Consider the following 17,889-nt stretch of genomic DNA (forward strand, 5'->3'; position numbering starts at 1 on the left):
GCTCAATCGCGGCTCAGCCCGCCATCGTTGAGACGCCAGATCGCCATCGGATTGTCGTGCTTGAGCGGATCGGGCAGCAGCGCATCGGGCACCGCCTGATAGCACACGGGTCGCAGGAAGCGATCGATCGCCGCCGTCCCCACCGAAGTCGTGCGCGTGTCGGAGGTCGCCGGGAACGGTCCGCCATGCACCATCGCGTGACTGACTTCCACGCCTGTAGGGAAGCCGTTGAATAGCACGCGGCCCGCCTTGCGCTCAAGAATCGGCAACAGCTTTTGCGCCTGTTCGTAGTCGCTTTCGTCGAGTTGCACCGTTGCGGTCAATTGCCCGCTCATGCGGCGCAAGACGGCCTGCAGTTCGTCGATATCGCGGCAGGACACGATCAGCGAGCACGGCCCGAACACTTCTTCGTGCATGGCCGCATCGGCGAGGAACGCGTTGGCCGGCGTGCGCAACAGCACCGGCACGGCGTCGTGCGGTCCGCGCGCATCCGCGCCGCGTGCGAGCGTCGTGACGCCGTTCAGCTCCGAAAGATGCGCGATGCCCCGGCAATACGCAGCGTGAATGTTCGGCGTGAGCATGGTGGCCGCGGCCTTCGTCGAGATAGCCTGCGCCGCCGTCGCGCAAAACGCGTCGAGCGCTTCACCCGCGAGCGCGAGCACGATGCCCGGATTCGTGCAGAACTGCCCCACGCCCATCACCACGGAATCGGCATAATCGCGCGCAATCTGCTCGCCGCGCGCGGCCAGGGCATGCGGCAACAGCACAACGGGATTGATGCTGCTCATCTCCGCATACACAGGAATCGGCTCTGGACGTGCCTGGGCGATGCGCTGCAACGCGATGCCACCTTGACGCGATCCCGTGAAGCCCACCGCCTGGATCTCGGGATGCGCGACCAGCGTTTCACCGATCCACGTACCATCGCCGATCACCAGCGAAAACACGCCAGCGGGCATCTGCGTGTCATGGGCCGCGCGAGCGATTGCGCGCGCAACCAGTTCGGAGGTACCCAGATGCGCGGGATGCGCCTTGACCACCACGGGGCAACCGGCCGCCAGCGCCGAAGCCGTATCGCCGCCCGCCACCGAAAACGCCAGCGGGAAGTTGCTCGCACCGAACACGGCCACCGGGCCGAGACCGATGCGCCGCATACGCAGATCGGGGCGCGGAAGCGGCGCGCGTTGCGGCTGTGCGGTTTCAACGACCGCGCCGTGCCATCGTCCGTCACGCACCACGCTCGCAAACAGCTTGAGCTGGTTGACAGTGCGCATGCGCTCGCCTTCGAGGCGCGCGATCGGCAGCGCCGTTTCAAGGTGCGCGCGCTCGATCAATACCGGTCCCAGATCGAGAATGGCTTGCGCGATGGCTTCCAGAAAAGCCGCGCGGCGCGCATCCGGCAATTGTCGATAGGCGTCGAACGCCGCGCCGGCGAGTTCGCACGCACGCTCGACCAGCGCGGGCGTCGCGCAACCGAAGGCCGGTTCCAGTGCTTCGCCGGTGGCGGCTGCAAGAGCGTGCAGTGTGCCGCCCGCGCCCCTGACGGCCTCGCCGCCGATGATCATGTCGCCTTGCGGCTCCAATGAGACTTGAGTTTGCATGAGCATGTGTCCTTAATTGGCGAGGCGATTGGCCGGGGTGATCTGCAGCGGATCGGTGCGCAGCTCGATCAGCGCCGCCACGCCGGCACGTTGGGCGCGCTCGAATGCCGCCGCGAAATCTTCGGTGCGCTCGACGCGTTCCGCGTGCGCGCCGAATGCGCGCGCCATCGCCACGAAGTCGGGATTGACGAATTGCGTCGCGCTCACGCGGCCCGGATACTCGCGCTCCTGGTGCATACGGATGGTGCCGAGCATGTTGTTGTTCACCAGAATCACAATCAGCGGTGCGCCGAATTGAACCGCCGTGGCCAGTTCCTGCGGATACATCATGAAGCAGCCGTCGCCCGCGAAGCACACGACCGATTGCTCTGGATTCCTGAGTTTTGCCGCAATTGCCGCCGGGAAGCCGTAGCCCATTGCACCATTGGTCGGCGCAAGCTCCGTCGCCATCTGACGATAGCGATAAAAGCGATGGACCCAGACGGTGTAATTGCCCGCACCGTTCGTAATCACCGCGTCTTCGGGCAGCACTTCGCTCAGATGAGCGACGACCTGGGCGAGATCGACGCCGCGAATCTCGGGCGTCGGTGCGGGCGGCGTGGAATGCGCCACATAATCGGCACGCGCCGATTGCGTCCAGGCGTGCCAGCGCGCTTTCGTCTGCTCGGCAACGGGCGCTATGCCATCCAGCGCGCGCGCGAATGCCGCGAGCGATGCGTTGATCGGCAAATGCGCCTGATAAACGCGGCCGAGTTCTTCAGCGTCCGGATGTACATGAACCATGGTTTGCTGCGGCGTGGGGATTTCGAACAGCGTATAACCCGACGACGTCGTTTCCGTCAGACGCGAGCCAATCACGATCAACAGGTCAGCGTCGCGCGCGCGTTGCGCGAGCTTCGGAGAAACGCCCAGACCGAGCTGGCCGACGTAATGCGCGTCGCGATTGTCGAACAGATCCTGGCGGCGAAACGATGCCGCCACGGGCAGATCGTTGGCCTGCACGAAGCGCTTGAGCGCCGCGCAGCCCGCCTCGTCCCAGCCGGTGCCCCCAACGATCACGAGCGGACGCTCAGCGCCATCCAGCAGCGAACGCAATGCATCGAGCGCCAGCGGTTCCGGCGCAGCCTGCGCAACGCGCACCGCGGGCGCGTCTGCCACTTGCGCGGCTCCGAACAGCACATCCTCCGGCAACGCGATCACCACCGGTCCGGGACGCCCCGAAAGCGCCACGCTAAAGGCGCGCGCGATGACTTCCGGAATGCGCTCCACGCTCTCGATCTGCGTGACCCATTTGGCGATGCCGCCAAACATCTGCTTGTAATCGACTTCCTGGAACGCGCCGCGCCCCAGAAAATCCTGCTCGACCTGACCGATGAAGAGAATCATCGGCGTGGCGTCTTCGTTTGCGGTGTGCACGCCGTTGCTCGCGTGCGTAGCGCCCGGTCCGCGCGTCACGAAGCAGATGCCGGGGCGGCCCGTGAGCTTGCCGTAGGCATCGGCCATATTCGAAGCCGCGCCCTCATGGCGCGTGGTGATGGTGCGCACGCTTTGCGTATCGTGCAAGGCGTCCAGCACCGGCAGATAGCTCTCGCCGGGCACGCAATAGACGGTATCGACGCCATTGCCCACGAGCGCATCGACAAGAATGCGCCCGCCGTTGCGCGAATTAGAAGTTGCGGATTCAGACATGAAGTAACTCCTGATGAGGGATCGCGGCAGCTTTCTCTAGCGCTGCGGGATGCTGAAATTATGGGTCACGCGAGCATGCGTGGCCGTGCGCGCGGCGCATAGCAGCTATGCACGGTATGCGTAAAAAGCAAACGCGCACGGGAATAAAAAAACGCCGTGCGGTTAAGCACGGCGTTCAAATCGAACCTGCATTCAATTACACGCGTAGTGACGGCGTCTTTTACGGATTCGGCACGTACATCGGCATTGCTTCTTCCCAGAGCGTGTCGGTGATCGGATGCTGATCGCTACCGTCTGCGTTCATCACCCAGTTCTGACCGTCGGGCTGGAAGCTGTTGTCGTAGAGTGCGAGTTCGTCACGGAAGCCATACGTACCCGAGCTATACGCGATACGGCCATCGTAGGTCCACACGGCATGGCCCTGGTTCGAACCGTCCGTCGTCAGGCGGCGCAGGTCGCTGCCGTCCGGCTTGATGGTGAACACGTCGTAGTTGAACTTGTTCGGATCAGTCGGATTTACCTGCTTGCGCGTGAACACGATCTTCGTACCATCCGGCGACCAACCCGGCAGATTGTCCTCGCCGGTCGTAAGATCCGTGGTCTTGCGCGTTTCCAGATCGAGAATACGCAGCCCCTTGTCCTTCTCGCTCCATACGCGATAGACGATCTGTTTGCCGTCCGGCGAATAGCTGGGGAAGCCCGCGTTTTCCGAGCCGTCCGTGAGCGCTTCGGCGTGGCTATCCATGCTGCCGTCCGTCTTGATGCGCACGATCTTGCCAGGGCCGCCCGCACGCGTGAAGAACCAGCTACCCACGCCAAACGCCACCCACTGGCGATCCGGCGACCAGGTCGGCTGGAACGCGCCCGCGAGCCCCTTCTTGACCAGATCAGGATTGAGGCCGCTTTGCGACGCATCGTAAATGCGCTTGTAGCCAGAGAGATCCGCATTCACGATGGCGATCGACGAATTGATCGCCTTCTCCGTGTAGACCAGTTGCTTGCGGTCGGCGGAGAGTTGCGGGAACACGTCGATATAGGTGTATTTCCAGCGCGGATCGAAACTAAAGAGCGGCGTACCATTCGGATGCGCGGGACGGAACGAGACCTTTTCATAGACGATCTTCTTGCCGTCGTACGAATAATGCGGCGAGCGGATGCCCGTATCGCGCGTGGCGCGCACTTCGCCTGCGGTGGTGTAGAGCCCTTCCGTATCGCCGCCCTTGACGTGGTACGCGAGCGTCGTGTCGTTCAGATATTGCGGAAACACCTTGAAACCGGGCGTCGACGTGAGTTCGCTGCGTGCGTGCGTGGCCAGATCCACGGCGACGATCTGCGAGCTGACGTTATTGATGCCTTCGGGACGATGCGCGCCCCACGTCGATTCAACCGGCGTTTCATAGAAGGCCACGCGCTTGCCATCGGGCGACCACGTAGGCGAGCCTTCATCAAAACCGGCGCGCGTGGCAACCTGACGCCAGCCCGAGCCGTCCGGGCGAATCATGTAGATGCTGCTTTCCTGCGTGCGCTCCCAGCCCACCGGCAGATTGTGGCCGCGCCAGTCGCTGCCAATATCCGACGACAGCGCAATCCATTTGCCATCCGGCGACCACGAAGGACGGAAGAAACTATGCGGCTTCGACGGATCAAACTTGATCCTGGCCGTCACGTTCTTCAGCGCGCCCGTGGCGATATTCAGCGTCCAGATGTTGGTCGTGCCGAAATCGTGCGCGCCGCGCCGCGACGAAACAAACGCAATAACGTTGGGATCGACGGGCGAGAACACAGCCGCGTCGTCAACGGCGATATGGTCGGTCAGCTTTTGCAGTTGCGAACCGTCGACTTTCACGCGATAAAGGTCCGATTCCCCCAGCCCTGCGCGCTCCGACGTGAATACGATCCACTGACCGTCCCTGGAGAACGATGCGTGATAGTCGAAACCCTGGGTTGCCAGCAGCTTGTGTTCGTCCGAGCCATCGGCGTTGGCGATGTACAGATCCGATGTGACAGGGCCGAGCCGGTTGAGCAGCAAGGTGCCTTCGGTGGCTGAAAGCGCTGGCGTCGAGAGCAGCACGCCATTCCCCGCGAGCGCCGCGCAAGCGGCGATATGCCTGAATTTAAGCTTGAATTGCACTGCAAATGCCTCCTGGTTTTATCGGCGGCCGCTTGCCTTGGTGGTGTCACGGTATTGCCTCAATCGGGCAATCCGCATTGATTTGATCTGACTGCCCTTACACCGGTTAGAGGGCGCGGCTTCGATAGTAAGGTTAGCGACTTCCGCCCCGGCCGTCCCTGAACAAAACACACTTTCACTGGGACTTTTCGACGCCCCTCACGCACGCGAGCCGCGCCAGGCCTGGGGCGTACCCTCGCTCACTTTCAATTTATGTAGAAAAGTGCCAGCGAATCGGTCTTTTGTATAAGGGCACGCGAAAGGCCTTGACCTACCATCTCCGGCAGCCGGACACATCGGCTTTCCATCGCTCGATGGATCAATAACGTGGTCAATAGAATACGTATAAGGCCGGAGACAATGAAGACGACACGAAGCGCCTCATGCATGCCATCGATTCGCAAGTCATTGATTGGCATTGCGATGTTTTGTTGTTTTGCCGAATTCGCTCACGCGGAGGTGTACACCGCGCCGAACGGATCCGCGCCACCGCAAACCGAGGAGACCCAACCCAACGGCGCCGCACCGACTGCCAAACAGATTCAGGCCGACGACGGCGCACCGCCGCTGGTCTGGAACGACACCTATGTGGGATACCGCTATGGCCGCGATTTCCACTATCCTGGCGTGCCCGACAAGGTCGCGCAGAACATCGGCTACCTCACCACGATTGGCGGCTTCCGCTACGGTAGCTACGCATTCAACGTCGATTATCTGGTGTCGAATTCGGCCAATCCGGAAGCCGGTGGCCCGTCGTCGGGCGGCGCGCAGGAAGTCTATAGCGTGGGCCGCGTCGAGTTGAGCGCGGGCAAGATTCTGGGCCGATCGGTGGGCTATGGTTTCGTGCGCGATCTGGGCGCAACCGTGGGTTATGAATTTGGCGTGAAGAACGATGCCTATGCGCAGCGCGCGCGTATGTTCGTGTTCGGCCCGACGGTTGAATTCGCCATTCCGCACGGCTTCTGGAACCTGACAGTGGGCGGACGCACGGAAAGCAATCACAACGGCATTGCCGGCGTGGATATCACCTTCCACACGGCCTGGCACATTGAAAGCTCATGGCTCGTGCCGTTCCGTGTGGCAAAGGTGCCGTTCGAGTTTCGCGGTTTCGCGAGCATGACGGGGCCGAAGGGCAAGGACGGCTTCAACACCGAAACCACCACGGAAATTCTCACACGTATTTCTCTGCTCGCCGATGTCGGCTCGTTCGTCGGGCATCCGCGCACGGCGTATGTGGGCGTGGGATATGAGTACTGGCACAACATGTACGGCACGCCGTCGAGCGAGACCGTCAGCACAAAGACCTCCGCGCCGATGGTGATGGCCGAACTGCACTTCTGATCGCTATTCGAGCCTCTAAACCTGTAAACGAAAAGCGGCGACCGGTTTCCCGGCCGCCGCTTTTTGGCGTTTCACAGAGGATGCGAGATTACGCTTCCAATTGCTCCAGCACCTTGCCCTTGGTTTCGATGCCAAGGAAATGCACCGCAATTGCCGCGAGGAACGGCACGGCTGCGAGGATGTAGAACGCCACATCCAGGTGGCCGCCAATCATCGTCTTCGACACGATGGTCGGCGCGAAAATCGCCGCCACCTTCAGCCATGCTCCGCCCATGCCGCAACCCATGGCGCGGATACTCGTGGGATACAACTCCGGCGTATAAACGTAGGCGGTAATAAAGCCGCTAGCCAGCAGACCCAGCGCCAGCGCGCAGAACGACGCCACCACATAGACCGACATCGAATGACACACGCCTGCCAGCGCCAGCGACACCGCGCACAACAGGAACGACACGTTGATGATCGGCTTGCGGCCCACCTTGTCCACCAGCAGCGCGCAGGTGAGCGAGCCCACCACGCCCAGCACGGAAGCTGCCACGGCCAGATTCAACGCCAGTTGAAGCGGCGCGTGATAGAGGGTGCGATAAATCGTCGGCAGCCACGTCGAGAGACCGTACTGAATGAAGCCGCAGGTCATCCACAGCATTGCCACTGCCATCGTGCGCTTCAGATACGCGGGACCAAACAGATCCTTCATGCTGCGCTTCGGGTGGCGCTTCGCCATTGCGTCGAACTCAGCAGCGTTCGTGACAGGCGGCAGCGGTCCTTTAGCTGTGCGCTCGAAAGCGTGTACGGCGGCTTCAGCATCTACCAGGCGTTCGCGTTCGGCCAGCCAGCGCGGCGACTCCGGCACCAGCTTGCGCAGTACGAAGAACAGCACCAGCGGCATGCCGCCGATAAAGTACATCGCCTGCCAGCCAAAGCGCGGCACGATCCATGCGCCTAGCGCATTCGACGCGAGCAGGCCAATCGGAAACACGATCTCGTAGAGGAGAACGAAACGTCCACGACCATGCGCGCGGCTGACCTCGTTGATATACGTTGCGGCAACCGGCAATTCGCCGCCCAAACCAAAGCCCTGGATCACGCGCAGCGCCGCAAACACCGCGAAGCTGGGCGCGAAACCGCAGGCAATGCTGGTCACGCCGATGATGCCCGAGCTCCAGGCAATTGCGCGCACGCGGCCATGACGTTCCGCGAGCCACGGAAACAGGAAGGCGCCGAACAACTGGCCCACCGAACCGGAGGCGATCAGAAAACCGATCTCCCACGGCGTGAGTTGCCACTTCTGGATCAGGATCGGCAGGGTCGCCGCAATGGCGATCACGTCGAAGCCGTCGAAGAACGTGGCAAGGCCGATCAGGATACGCGCGCGCACCTGCATGGCGTTGGTCGGCAGCCGTTCGAGGCGTGCGATGATCGAGCCGCGCGTAAGCGGTTCGCGCACGGGCGTCTCGTCGAGCGCAGCGGCAGCGCCGCTATGGCCGAAGGGTGTATCGAGGGTTCTCATGCCTGTGGTCCCGTCCCGTATGTCGGTATCACTTATGGTGACGCTACGCGAGCGCCTTGCTGGTATCGACGAGCGCCGCGATATCCACCGCGCGGCCCTGGTTCATCCACTTGCGCGCAAGCTTCAGATCGCGTGCCGAATTGATGGCGATGACGCCGCGCAGATGTCCGTCTTCCACGAAGAACAGCGTCGCGCGCTTTTCTTCAAGGTTGCCGCGCAGCACCGGCGTTGCACCCGCCGGAATCTCGCCGAGAATCTGCAGATTCACGTCGTACTGATCGGACCAGAACCACGGAATTTCTGCATACGGCGTCTTCACGCCCAGCACGGCCTTCGCTGCCGCGATCGCCTGGTTCTGTGCATTGGCCCACGATTCCAGCCGCACGCGGCGCTTGAGCCATGCGTTCGGATGATTCGCCACGTCGCCGCAGGCAAAAACATCGGAGTCCGAAGTCTGGCCAAATTCATCGACGACGATACCGTCCTGCACTTCGATGCCTGCTGCCTCGGCAATCGCCGTGTGCGGCGCGAGGCCGATACCGGCTACCGCGAAATCCGCGTCGAGCGTACTGCCGTCCGCGAAGGTCGCGCGCACGCCATCGCCGTGATCGTCGAGCGAAACGAGCTGCGCGTTCAGGCGGATATCCACGCCATTGCCGCGATGCAGATCAAGCAGGAATTGCGAAACCTCGTTCGGCAGCGAACGCGCACACAGACGCGGCGCGCCTTCGATCACCGTGGCTTCAACGCCCAGCTTGCGCGCCGTCGCCGCCACTTCCAGGCCGATCCAGCCGCCGCCCACCACCAGCACGCGCTGGCTGCGGCGCAGGCGCTCGCCCAGCGTGATCGCTTCGTCGAGCGTGCGCAGATAAGTCACGTGCGCGCTCTTCGCGATGCTGTCCGGCAACTTGCGCGCCGCGCCGCCCGTGGCGATCACGAGTCGGTCGTACTTCACTTCGCGGCCCGAGCGCGTCGTCACCGTGCGGTTGGCGCGGTCGATGGCGGTGGCGCAATCCGGCTGCCATGCCTCGATATCCAGCGCCGCGAATTCGTCCGGCTTGGCGATGCGCACCGTTTCGATATCGGCTTCACCGGCGAGCACCGCCTTCGAGAGCGGCGGACGCTCGTAGGGCAGATGCGTTTCGTCGGCGATCATCACGAGGCGGCCCGTGTAGCCTTCCTGGCGCAGCGTCTTGACGACCCAGCCCGCGGCCTGACCGCCGCCGATCACGACGACGGTTTGCGGCGCGTCTACGGCGCCGGTTTGAATCGAATCGCTCATGATTTACGCTCCGTCATGAACTTGCCCTTCGGCGCTTCGGCGTTTTTCTGGCGACGCGTATTGCCGTCCAGACCGCCGTCGATGGCCCATTCCGCAAACACGGTCGGACCCGGTTCGAATTCGCGCGGCTCCCATTCGGGCGTGAGCTGGTCTTCATCGGCGTAATACTCGATCAGACCGCCCGCCGGATTCTTGAAGTACCAGAAATAAGCCGACGACACCGGATGGCGACCGGGGCCAAGCTGCGTAGTCCAGCCGCAACGGCTGATATGCAGGCCGCCGCCAAACACTTCATGAATGTCGCGCACCGTGAAGGCCACGTGATTCAGGCCCTTCTTGCCGTCGGGCAGTGCGAGCAGGAACAGGTCGTGGTGGCCGCCGTGCGGCGCGCAACGCATGAAGGCGCCACGATTCGGATAGCGATCCGACGTTTCGAAGCCCAGCACCTCGTGATAGAACTTTTCCTGCTCCGCGAGGCAATTCGTGAAGAACACCACGTGGCCCACTTCAACCGGTTCCGCACGTTCGTAGATGGGCGAAGGCGTATCGACGCGCAGCGTCTGGCCCCACACATTCGACGGCGAACCCTGCACGTCGATCTCGCGCTTGCGCGTGACTTCCACGCGAATCGCCATGCCAGCAGGGTCGAAACAACCCACGCCAGTTTCATCGACGTAATAGCCGGGCTGGCCTTTCAGGCGCTCACGCAGCGCGTCCAGTTCTTCGCGCGTGGCGACGCCCCACACCACTTCGCGCAACGTCGGGCCTTCCTCGAAAGCGGCCGGCAGCGATGCGTCGTTCGCATCCGCCACCAGCACGGTGCAACCGTTGAGCGTTTCGAAGCGCGCACGCGTTTCGTCGTGCGCGGTCTCCTTCATGCCCCAGTCCGCGAAAAAGCGACGGCAGGTGTCGAGGTCCGTCACGCCGTAGGTAATCTGTTCGATGCCGAGAATCGTCATGTTTCTTGCTCCGTGCGCGTGCGTTCAGGCGTTAGCCCAGGGCAGCGGCGCGTCGTTCAAGCCCCAGTAGAGGCTCTTTTGCTGCATATATTCGCGAATGCCAAGCCGGCCCTTCTCGCGGCCCATGCCGCTTTCCTTCCAGCCCGAGAACGGCGTGGAAATCGAGAACAGCTTGTACGTATTGATCCAGACCGTGCCCGCTTCGAGCTTGCGCGCCACGCGCCACGCGCGCTTGTAGTCGCGCGTCCAGATGCCGGCGGCCAGACCGAAGACGCTGTCATTGGCTTCTTCGAGCAGGGCGGCTTCGTCGTCGAAGGGCATCGCCACCAGCACCGGCCCGAAGATTTCTTCCTGGCAGATGCGCGCGCTATTCTTCAGACCTTCGAGAATCGTAGGCTGATAGAAGAAGCCGTCTTCGCGCTTGTCGCCTACCGGGCGCTCGCCGCCGCACAGCAGACGGCCACCTTCTTCAAGGCCGATGGCCACATAACGCTCGACCGATTCGCGGTGCTTCGCGGTGATGAGCGGCCCCATCTGCGTGTTTTCGCTGGACGGATCGCCCACGCGCAGCTTGCGCGCGCCTTCGACGAGACGCTTCATGAACGTGTCGTAAATCGAGCGCTGCACAAAGAGGCGCGAACCCGCGATGCATGCTTCGCCCGACGAGCTGAAAATGCCGTACAGCACGCCATTGACCGCGTGATCGATATCCGCGTCTTCGAACACCATGGTCGGCGACTTGCCACCCAGTTCGAGCGAGACCGGCATGAGCTTGTCTGCGGCGATGCGCGCGATGCCGCGGCCCACTTCCGTGCCGCCGGTAAAGGAGACCTTTTTCACGAGCGGATGGCGCACCAGCACGTCGCCGATCACCGAGCCCTTGCCGGGCAGCACGCTCACGATGCCTTTCGGCACGCCCGCTTCTTCGCAGATGCGTGCGAGCGCCAGCGAAATCAGCGGCGTGACTTCGGCGGGCTTCAGCACCACGGCGTTACCGCCTGCGAGTGCGGGCGCAAGCTTTTGTGCATCCGAAGCGATCGGCGAATTCCACGGCGTAATCGCCGCGATCACGCCAATCGGCTCGTACACGCTCATGGTCAGATAGTCGCCGCGCGAAGGCGTGACTTCTTCGTCCATGGTTTCGAGGCAGGCCGCGAAATAGCGGAAGGTGTTGGCGGCACTTGCCACCAGCACGCGCGTTTCCTTGATGGGTTTGCCGTTGTCGCGACGCTGCAGGTTCGCGAGTGCTTCGTGGCGCTGCATGATCAGGTCGGCGATGCGATAGAGCACCAGCGCGCGCAGATGCGGCTTCATGGTGGCCCATTCGCCATGCTTCCAGGCGGCGTGCGCCTTTTCGACCGCTTCGGCGGCGTCTTCAGCGCTCGCCGTCGAGACCTCCATGTTCAGCGACTGGTCAGCCGGATAAAGGCTCGCGAAAGGCGCGGCGCGGCCCTGGCGCCATTCGCCGCCGATCAAAATATCGCCGTTCGGGACGAGGCTCGTATCGAAGGGAGTCATATCAGAGGTCTCTCTGTTTCTAGTGCTGCGATGCGGTTCACGATATTGATCGCGCACACGCATCGCATTCCATCACGACAAAAAACGCTTGTTTTACCGAATCAAATCACGCAGCGCGCCGCGCGATTGCGTAGTGCGCGAATCGCGCTGTACGCAGTGAGCGCCGAAGTCTTCGGGTTATCCGGCAGCGGTTTGCCGCACATTTCCAGCGACATCTCGCCAAACGCGCCGCGCGCCACGATGCGATGCACGTTGCGCTCGACGGCCGGATCGGCAATCAGGCGCACCGTGGTGTGATCGAGGCCGAGGCCCGCGAGCGCAATCGTCGCCGCCACGTTGGCGTTCTTCGGAAACAGACGCGCCGCTTCACGCGCGCTGCCTTCGAAAATCACCTGCTCTTTAGCGAGCGTGCGCAGATCGCAGACCTTTTCCGCGGGCGTATCGAGCCAACCCAGCGGCGGCTTGCGGCCCGTGTACAGCACCTCGTCCAGACCGCCGAGCTTCGCTGCGGACAGCGCATCGATACCGCCGATCGCACCGGAAAGCAGCGTGAGCGTGGCGTCGCCCTCGTCTGCCGCGAGCGACAGGCGTTCGAGCAGATCGAGGTCGGACAGCGCGCCAATCGATGCCACCGCGCAATCGGTGCCGCTTTGCAGCAGCGGCACGACGTGATCGACGAGCGCCGCGTGTCCCGCGCATTCCAGCGCGAATTGCGGCTTCGACGACAGCAGGCTCACCGACGACACCACTTCCACCGAACCGTCGACCTGCTTGCGCACCTCGTCGGCGTGGTGTTCGGGCACGATCACATGCGAGACGTGCACGAGCGGGTCGGCTGCCACCGCGCGATACACCGTCTGGCCGATCGCGCCGAAGCCGATCATCGCGATATCGATGGGGGCGTTGGCTGCGTGCGCGGCGTGACCGTTATGCATGTTCCGGCTCCTCTTTGCGCACCGGCGGGCCTGCAAATACGGCTTCGAAGCTGCCCACGGCTTTCATGTCGACTTCGAGCAGCACCGGGCCGTCGAACGCCATACCTTCGCTGATCACCGCATCGGCGTTGTCGAGCGACGAGAGACGGAAGTGCTTCAGGCCCAGGCTCGCGCAGAACTGCGAGAACTCCGGCTGGTGCAGATCGACGAACATGCGGCGGCCGCCATACTGTGCGTCCTGAATGTTGCGGATCACGCCGTAGCACTGGTCGTTCATCAGCACGATCATGACGTTGGCCTTTTCCTGCACGGCCGTGGCCAGTTCGCCCACGTTGACCATCAGGCCGCCGTCGCCGACCAGACACACGGTCTTGGCCGCGGAATTCGCCAGCGCCGCGCCGATGCCCATCTGCATGCCCTGGCCGATACCGCCACCGAGCGCGTGCACGCCCGCACGCGGCGTGAAGATCTTCAGCAGGCGGTTGCCCCACGTGCTGTTCGAGATCGTGACGTCGCGCACCCAGTTGTAGTCGCGGCCCACGGCGCGCTGCAGCGCTTCGACCAGGCGACGATACGGGCCCAGACCCTTGGCCGTGTCTTCGACCGCGATATCGCGTGCGGCGGCCAGATCGGCGGCGAATTCCGGATCGACCTTGATGCGATTTTCGAGGCGAGTGGCGAGTGCGTTGAGCACGCGCTCAGCGTCGCCATGCACGAACAGCGCGTTGCGATAGCCACGGTTATCGGCCAGTGCATCGGCGTCCACGCGATAGAGCGGTTGCGGCAGACCGAGCTTGTATTTGAGCGTTTCGTTGCCGCGCAGGCGCGAGCCCACCACCAGCATCGCGTCACACGTCTTGTAGAAGCGCTCGACCGACGGGCTCACGTTGAATGCGCCCAGCGTCGCCGGATGATCTTCCGGCAGCACGCCACGGCCCTGCACGCTCGTCACCACGCCAAAGCCCAGCGCCACCAGACGCTCGACCGCAGCGCGTGCGTGACGCGTGCCGCCGCCCAGCCACAGCAGCGGGCGCTTCGCCTTCGCGAGTTCGTTCGCGAGTTGTTCGACGCGCGCTTCATCGTGCGTGAGCGTCGTGAGGTGCGGCGCGGCCAGATCGGCGGGCCAGTCGGTCAGCGCAGCCTGGATGTCGATGGGGATTTCGACGCTAACGGGGCCGCTCGGCGCGGTCTGCGCCACGCGCACGGCTTCGCGGATGGTCGGCAGTGCGGTTTCGACCGAACGCACGCGGAACGCGGCCTTCGAAATCGACGAGAGCATCGACAATTGATCGGGCGCCTCGTGAATATAGGCGAGGTCCTGATCGAGGTATTCGGTTTCGATCTGGCCGGTGATGTGCAGCAGGGCCGTGCCCGCCGTGAGAGCTTCGACCATTGCGCCCGCAGCGTTGCCCGCCGCCGTGCCCGTGCTCGTGAACGCCACGCCGAGGCCGCCCGAAACACGCGCGAGGCCGTCGGCCATGTTGAGCGCGCCGGCTTCGCCGCGTGCGCCCACATAGCGGATCTTGCCGCGCACGCCGATGGCGTCGAGGATCGGCATGTTGTGGATCGAAATCACGCCGAAGGCGGTTTGGACTCCACATTGTTCGAGGAAGGCGGCGATCAGTTCGCCGACGGTGGTTTGCTTAGACATGACGTGCAACGCCTCCAGATACATCGATATGACTGCCCGTCGTGTAGGACGACAGGGACGTGGCCAGATAAAACAGCGCCTGCGCCGCTTCTTCGGGAAGACCGAAGCGGCCCAGCGGAATGTGCTTCTTGCGTGCGAGATCGCCGGTCCATTGCTGCCAGGTTTGGCCGGCGGCCTGGGCGGCGGCGTCGTTCTCGTAGCGGCGACGCCATTGGCCCGACTCCACGATGCCGATCAGGATCGAGTTCACGCGGATCTGCTCGGGCGCGAGTTCCACCGCAAGCGATTTGATGAGGCTGAGCACGCCCGCGCGCGCCGACGAAGTCGCGACCATATGCGGTTCGGGCTGCAAGGCGAGCAGCGAATTCACGCAAACGATCGAGGCGTTCTGCCCTTGTTTTGCAGTGCTACGCAGCATCGGCAAAAAGGCGCGCGTCGGACGGATGATGCTGAAGTACTTGAGATCGAGTTCTTCGCGCCAGGCTTCGTCGGTGGTGTCGGCGAAGGTGGACACGCGGCCCTGGCCTGCGTTGTTCACCAGCATGTCGGCGCGGCCGAAGCGTTGTTCGACGGCGTTCGCGAATGCGGCGACGTCGTTCGCGTCCAGCACATCGCAGCGCGCGGCCAGCAGTTGTGCCTGCGGATGACGTTCGCGCAGTTCGCGCTCGGCGCGTGCGAGGCGGTCGCTGTCGCGGCCGCAGATCGCAACGGATGCGCCCGCCTGCAGAAAGAGTTCGGCGGTCGCGAGGCCGATGCCGGACGAACCGCCCGTCACCACCGCCACCTGGCCGGTCAAATCGATTTGAATCATTTGATCCCCAATGCCTTCATGTACGACGTTTTCTTGCCAACAGCGTGGTTTGCAGCATGCATGCCAGGCCGATAATTCAGGCGCTTCGAGAGTTCGTCGGCGGCATGACGGACCTTGTCGATCAGGCCACTGTCGAGCAGCGACGACTCGATGCCCGGACGCGGAATCGTTGTGGTCACAACGGCTGCGATGCGGCCCGTGTCGTTGCGCACCGGCGCGGACACCACCGAAATGCCGCGCTCGAACGACGATTCGCTCACGGCGTAGCCGCGATCCGCGTCTTCGCGAATGCGCATATAGAGCTCTTCGACCGTATCCGGCGTGGACGGCGTGAAGCGCTCCAGATGCGGTTCCGGATACAGCGCGCGCAGATCGTCGAGCGTGAGATCGCCCATCAGCACCTGGCCGTGCGTGGTGGCGTGCGCGGGCAGGCGCGTGCCCACGTTCACCTTCACGGAGCTGAAGATCGGCGCATGGCTTTGCGCCTTGGCGACAAAGACGATGTCGCGGCCATCGCGAATCACGATATGCGAGGTCAGGCCCGTGGCGTCGCGCAGCGACTCGATCAGCGGCAGGCCCAGATCGGTTAGTTCCAGCGAGCTGAGATATTCGAAGCCAAGGCGCAGCACGGCCACGCCCAGTCGGTAATTACGGTCGCGGTCGGCGCGCTCGAGAAAGCCCAGCGATTCGAGCGTTTGCAGCAGACGGAAAACCGTCGTGCGCGGAATGCCCAGGCGGCGCGACAGTTCCGGCGCGTCGAGCACGGGCTCGCGCGGCGAGAATTCGGTCAGGATGCGCAGGCCCCGTTCCAGACCGGGCACGCGATAGTTCGTATCGCTGCGGTCTTCGTCGGCGTCGGGGGACGCGCTGGCGAGGTCGGCTGTCATTGCTGGATGGTTTCCTGAGATGGCTGAATGAGCGGATGTTTTTGGCAGAACGTGTCGATCAGCGCGTTATAGGCGTCGGGTTGCTCGATGTACCCCGCGTGTCCCGCGCGCGCGATCGTGTCGAAAGGCGCCTGGGCGATGTGCGCGAGACGCTCGCAGGCGGCGGGCGGCGTGATGGTGTCTTCCGCGCCCACGGCCACTGCCATCGGCACGCGGCCTGCGCATTGCGCGAGATCGGCGGCGAGGTCGGCATTGGCGAGCAGGTGCGTGGCCTGCGCGTAACCATGCGGGATCACGCGCGCCATGTTCCAGCGCACCCAGGCGCGTGCCTCGTCGCTCGCATGCGGCGACAACATATTGGCGCTGCGCTTGTCTGCGAGACCTTGCGGGCCGAGTTCAGCGAGCATGGCCAGACGCGCATCGCGCTTGTCGGCGCGCACTTGCGGGTCCGCTGCGCCGTATCCGCCCGCAGGCGAAATCAGCAGCAGGCCGCTCACGCGTTGTGGATGCGCGGCGGCGAAAGCACCCGCGACAATTGCGCCAAGCGAATGCCCCACCAGCACGCAGCGCGCGATACCGGCTACGTCGAGCCAGTCGCGCAGCACGCGTGCATAATCGGCGGCGCCAGGCGACGCGCTCGAAACCGGCGTGGACGCGCCATAACCCGGCGCATCCCAGGCCAGCACGCGACGCGCGCCGCCCAGCACTTCGAATTGCTGCACCCACGAAGCCGCGCCTGAACCGATGCCATGCAGCAGCACGAGCGGCAGCGCCTCATTGCCGTTCGCTTGATCCGCTGCTGCCTCGCGATAGCTCACGCACGCCTCGCCCGCTCGCACGTCGCGCAGCGTAAAGCGCGCGAGCCGCGTGTCGAGCGTGGCGGCTGATGAGGCGTGAATGTCGATCGCTTCGTTCATGGCTTGAGTTTCAGGCTGGCTTCGTCGGGTGTTCTACTTACTTCTACTTAGTGATGCTTATTTCTGCAGATTTACTTCTGCATATCGCGCTTGATCTTCGCAAGCGGCGAATCCGGCGGATACGTCGGCGTGATGGGCTTGGACGAACCCAGCATCACGCACATCAGCGCGTCTTCTTCGCCAATGTTGATTTCCGTGCGATAGACGCCCGGCGGCACCGAGATCAGATCGCGTTCGCCCAGGATGGCTTCCCACGTTTCGCCGTCCTTCTCGCAGATCACCTTCATCTTGCCGCGCAGCACGAAGAAGATTTCTTCCACGTCGATATGGATATGGCTCGGGCCGATGTTGCCGGCCGGAATCACCATGGTCGAGAACGTGAAGCCGCCCGAAGGCACCGTGTTGCTATCCTTCGCCACACCCGTGCCGCCCGTACCCACGTAGCGCATTTGCGCGCGGCGATACTTCGGGTCGTAGTCGGCCTGGAACTTCAGGGCGTCCCAGTCGTAGCGGCGGGTTTCATAGCGCGCCACGCGGCTGTTCATCCAGTCATCAAAGCTCGCATCGGCGGGACGGTCCCACGACTTGCGATCGATATCGGCATCGGCCATTGCTTTC

General features: G+C 63.4%; 14 protein-coding genes. 1 reads left to right on the top strand and 13 read right to left on the bottom strand.

Annotation, left to right across the window (positions count from 1 at the left end):
- Nucleotides 1–2: 2 nt before the first annotated feature.
- The 3 genes from F3J17_RS20885 to F3J17_RS20895 all read right to left on the bottom strand — a co-directional run bounded on the left by F3J17_RS20885 (nucleotide 3) and on the right by F3J17_RS20895 (nucleotide 5,421).
- Nucleotides 3–1,583: an aldehyde dehydrogenase (NADP(+)) gene (locus tag F3J17_RS20885; RefSeq protein ID WP_167063383.1), complete on the bottom strand. Its 1,581-nt coding sequence runs from the start codon at nucleotides 1,581–1,583 to the stop codon at nucleotides 3–5.
- A gap of 30 nt (nucleotides 1,584–1,613) precedes the next feature.
- On the bottom strand, nucleotides 1,614–3,290 hold the full coding sequence (locus F3J17_RS20890; RefSeq protein ID WP_167063012.1) for a thiamine pyrophosphate-binding protein: 1,677 nt from the start codon (nucleotides 3,288–3,290) through the stop codon (nucleotides 1,614–1,616).
- A gap of 220 nt (nucleotides 3,291–3,510) precedes the next feature.
- On the bottom strand, nucleotides 3,511–5,421 hold the full coding sequence (locus tag F3J17_RS20895; protein WP_240161090.1) for a hypothetical protein: 1,911 nt from the start codon (nucleotides 5,419–5,421) through the stop codon (nucleotides 3,511–3,513).
- A 426-nt stretch (nucleotides 5,422–5,847) separates the two neighbouring features.
- Here F3J17_RS20895 and F3J17_RS20900 point away from each other — a divergent pair, with 426 nt between their 5' ends.
- Complete coding sequence (locus F3J17_RS20900) at nucleotides 5,848–6,801, top strand: hypothetical protein (RefSeq protein WP_240161091.1); 954 nt, start codon at nucleotides 5,848–5,850, stop codon at nucleotides 6,799–6,801.
- Nucleotides 6,802–6,889: 88 nt separating this feature from the next.
- Here F3J17_RS20900 and F3J17_RS20905 read toward each other — a convergent pair whose 3' ends face one another.
- The 10 genes from F3J17_RS20905 to F3J17_RS20950 form a co-directional block, all read right to left on the bottom strand.
- Nucleotides 6,890–8,311, bottom strand: coding sequence for an MFS transporter (locus tag F3J17_RS20905; RefSeq protein ID WP_167063015.1), 1,422 nt, complete (start codon nucleotides 8,309–8,311; stop codon nucleotides 6,890–6,892).
- A gap of 43 nt (nucleotides 8,312–8,354) precedes the next feature.
- On the bottom strand, nucleotides 8,355–9,593 hold the full coding sequence (locus F3J17_RS20910) for an FAD-dependent oxidoreductase (protein ID WP_167063018.1): 1,239 nt from the start codon (nucleotides 9,591–9,593) through the stop codon (nucleotides 8,355–8,357).
- Nucleotides 9,590–10,552: a VOC family protein gene (locus F3J17_RS20915; protein ID WP_167063021.1), complete on the bottom strand. Its 963-nt coding sequence runs from the start codon at nucleotides 10,550–10,552 to the stop codon at nucleotides 9,590–9,592. The genes F3J17_RS20910 and F3J17_RS20915 overlap by 4 nt, the downstream gene beginning before the upstream one ends.
- A 24-nt stretch (nucleotides 10,553–10,576) precedes the next feature.
- Nucleotides 10,577–12,070, bottom strand: coding sequence for an aldehyde dehydrogenase (locus tag F3J17_RS20920; protein WP_167063024.1), 1,494 nt, complete (start codon nucleotides 12,068–12,070; stop codon nucleotides 10,577–10,579).
- A 101-nt stretch (nucleotides 12,071–12,171) separates the two neighbouring features.
- Complete coding sequence (locus F3J17_RS20925; RefSeq protein WP_167063028.1) at nucleotides 12,172–13,005, bottom strand: aspartate dehydrogenase; 834 nt, start codon at nucleotides 13,003–13,005, stop codon at nucleotides 12,172–12,174.
- Entirely contained in the window at nucleotides 12,998–14,656 is a 1,659-nt protein-coding gene (locus tag F3J17_RS20930) for a thiamine pyrophosphate-binding protein (protein WP_167063031.1), read from the bottom strand. The genes F3J17_RS20925 and F3J17_RS20930 overlap by 8 nt, the downstream gene beginning before the upstream one ends.
- Complete coding sequence (locus F3J17_RS20935) at nucleotides 14,649–15,467, bottom strand: SDR family oxidoreductase (protein WP_167063034.1); 819 nt, start codon at nucleotides 15,465–15,467, stop codon at nucleotides 14,649–14,651. The genes F3J17_RS20930 and F3J17_RS20935 overlap by 8 nt, the downstream gene beginning before the upstream one ends.
- Nucleotides 15,464–16,354, bottom strand: a complete 891-nt coding sequence (locus F3J17_RS20940) for an IclR family transcriptional regulator (protein WP_167063037.1) — start codon at nucleotides 16,352–16,354, stop codon at nucleotides 15,464–15,466. The genes F3J17_RS20935 and F3J17_RS20940 overlap by 4 nt, the downstream gene beginning before the upstream one ends.
- A complete protein-coding gene (locus tag F3J17_RS20945) occupies nucleotides 16,351–17,271 on the bottom strand; it encodes an alpha/beta hydrolase (RefSeq protein WP_167063040.1) in 921 nt (306 codons plus the stop codon). Before F3J17_RS20945 ends, F3J17_RS20940 begins: the two co-directional genes overlap by 4 nt.
- Before the next feature lie 71 nt (nucleotides 17,272–17,342).
- Nucleotides 17,343–17,882, bottom strand: a complete 540-nt coding sequence (locus F3J17_RS20950) for a cupin domain-containing protein (RefSeq protein WP_167063043.1) — start codon at nucleotides 17,880–17,882, stop codon at nucleotides 17,343–17,345.
- Nucleotides 17,883–17,889: the final 7 nt, after the last annotated feature.

The sequence above is a fragment of the Burkholderia sp. Ax-1719 genome (assembly GCF_011753055.1).
Taxonomy (GTDB): domain Bacteria; phylum Pseudomonadota; class Gammaproteobacteria; order Burkholderiales; family Burkholderiaceae; genus Paraburkholderia.

Excerpts from the sequence above, each read along its gene's own strand:
- F3J17_RS20925 (WP_167063028.1), bottom strand. The coding sequence starts at position 13,005 with ATGCATAACGGTCACGCCGCGCACGCAGCCAACGCCCCCATCGATATC.
- F3J17_RS20890 (WP_167063012.1), bottom strand. The coding sequence starts at position 3,290 with ATGTCTGAATCCGCAACTTCTAATTCGCGCAACGGCGGGCGCATTCTT.
- F3J17_RS20920 (WP_167063024.1), bottom strand. The coding sequence starts at position 12,070 with ATGACTCCCTTCGATACGAGCCTCGTCCCGAACGGCGATATTTTGATC.
- F3J17_RS20900 (WP_240161091.1), top strand. The coding sequence starts at position 5,848 with ATGCCATCGATTCGCAAGTCATTGATTGGCATTGCGATGTTTTGTTGT.
- F3J17_RS20940 (WP_167063037.1), bottom strand. The coding sequence starts at position 16,354 with ATGACAGCCGACCTCGCCAGCGCGTCCCCCGACGCCGACGAAGACCGC.
- F3J17_RS20935 (WP_167063034.1), bottom strand. The coding sequence starts at position 15,467 with ATGATTCAAATCGATTTGACCGGCCAGGTGGCGGTGGTGACGGGCGGT.
- F3J17_RS20950 (WP_167063043.1), bottom strand. The coding sequence starts at position 17,882 with ATGGCCGATGCCGATATCGATCGCAAGTCGTGGGACCGTCCCGCCGAT.
- F3J17_RS20905 (WP_167063015.1), bottom strand. The coding sequence starts at position 8,311 with ATGAGAACCCTCGATACACCCTTCGGCCATAGCGGCGCTGCCGCTGCG.
- F3J17_RS20910 (WP_167063018.1), bottom strand. The coding sequence starts at position 9,593 with ATGAGCGATTCGATTCAAACCGGCGCCGTAGACGCGCCGCAAACCGTC.
- F3J17_RS20945 (WP_167063040.1), bottom strand. The coding sequence starts at position 17,271 with ATGAACGAAGCGATCGACATTCACGCCTCATCAGCCGCCACGCTCGAC.
- F3J17_RS20915 (WP_167063021.1), bottom strand. The coding sequence starts at position 10,552 with ATGACGATTCTCGGCATCGAACAGATTACCTACGGCGTGACGGACCTC.
- F3J17_RS20930 (WP_167063031.1), bottom strand. The coding sequence starts at position 14,656 with ATGTCTAAGCAAACCACCGTCGGCGAACTGATCGCCGCCTTCCTCGAA.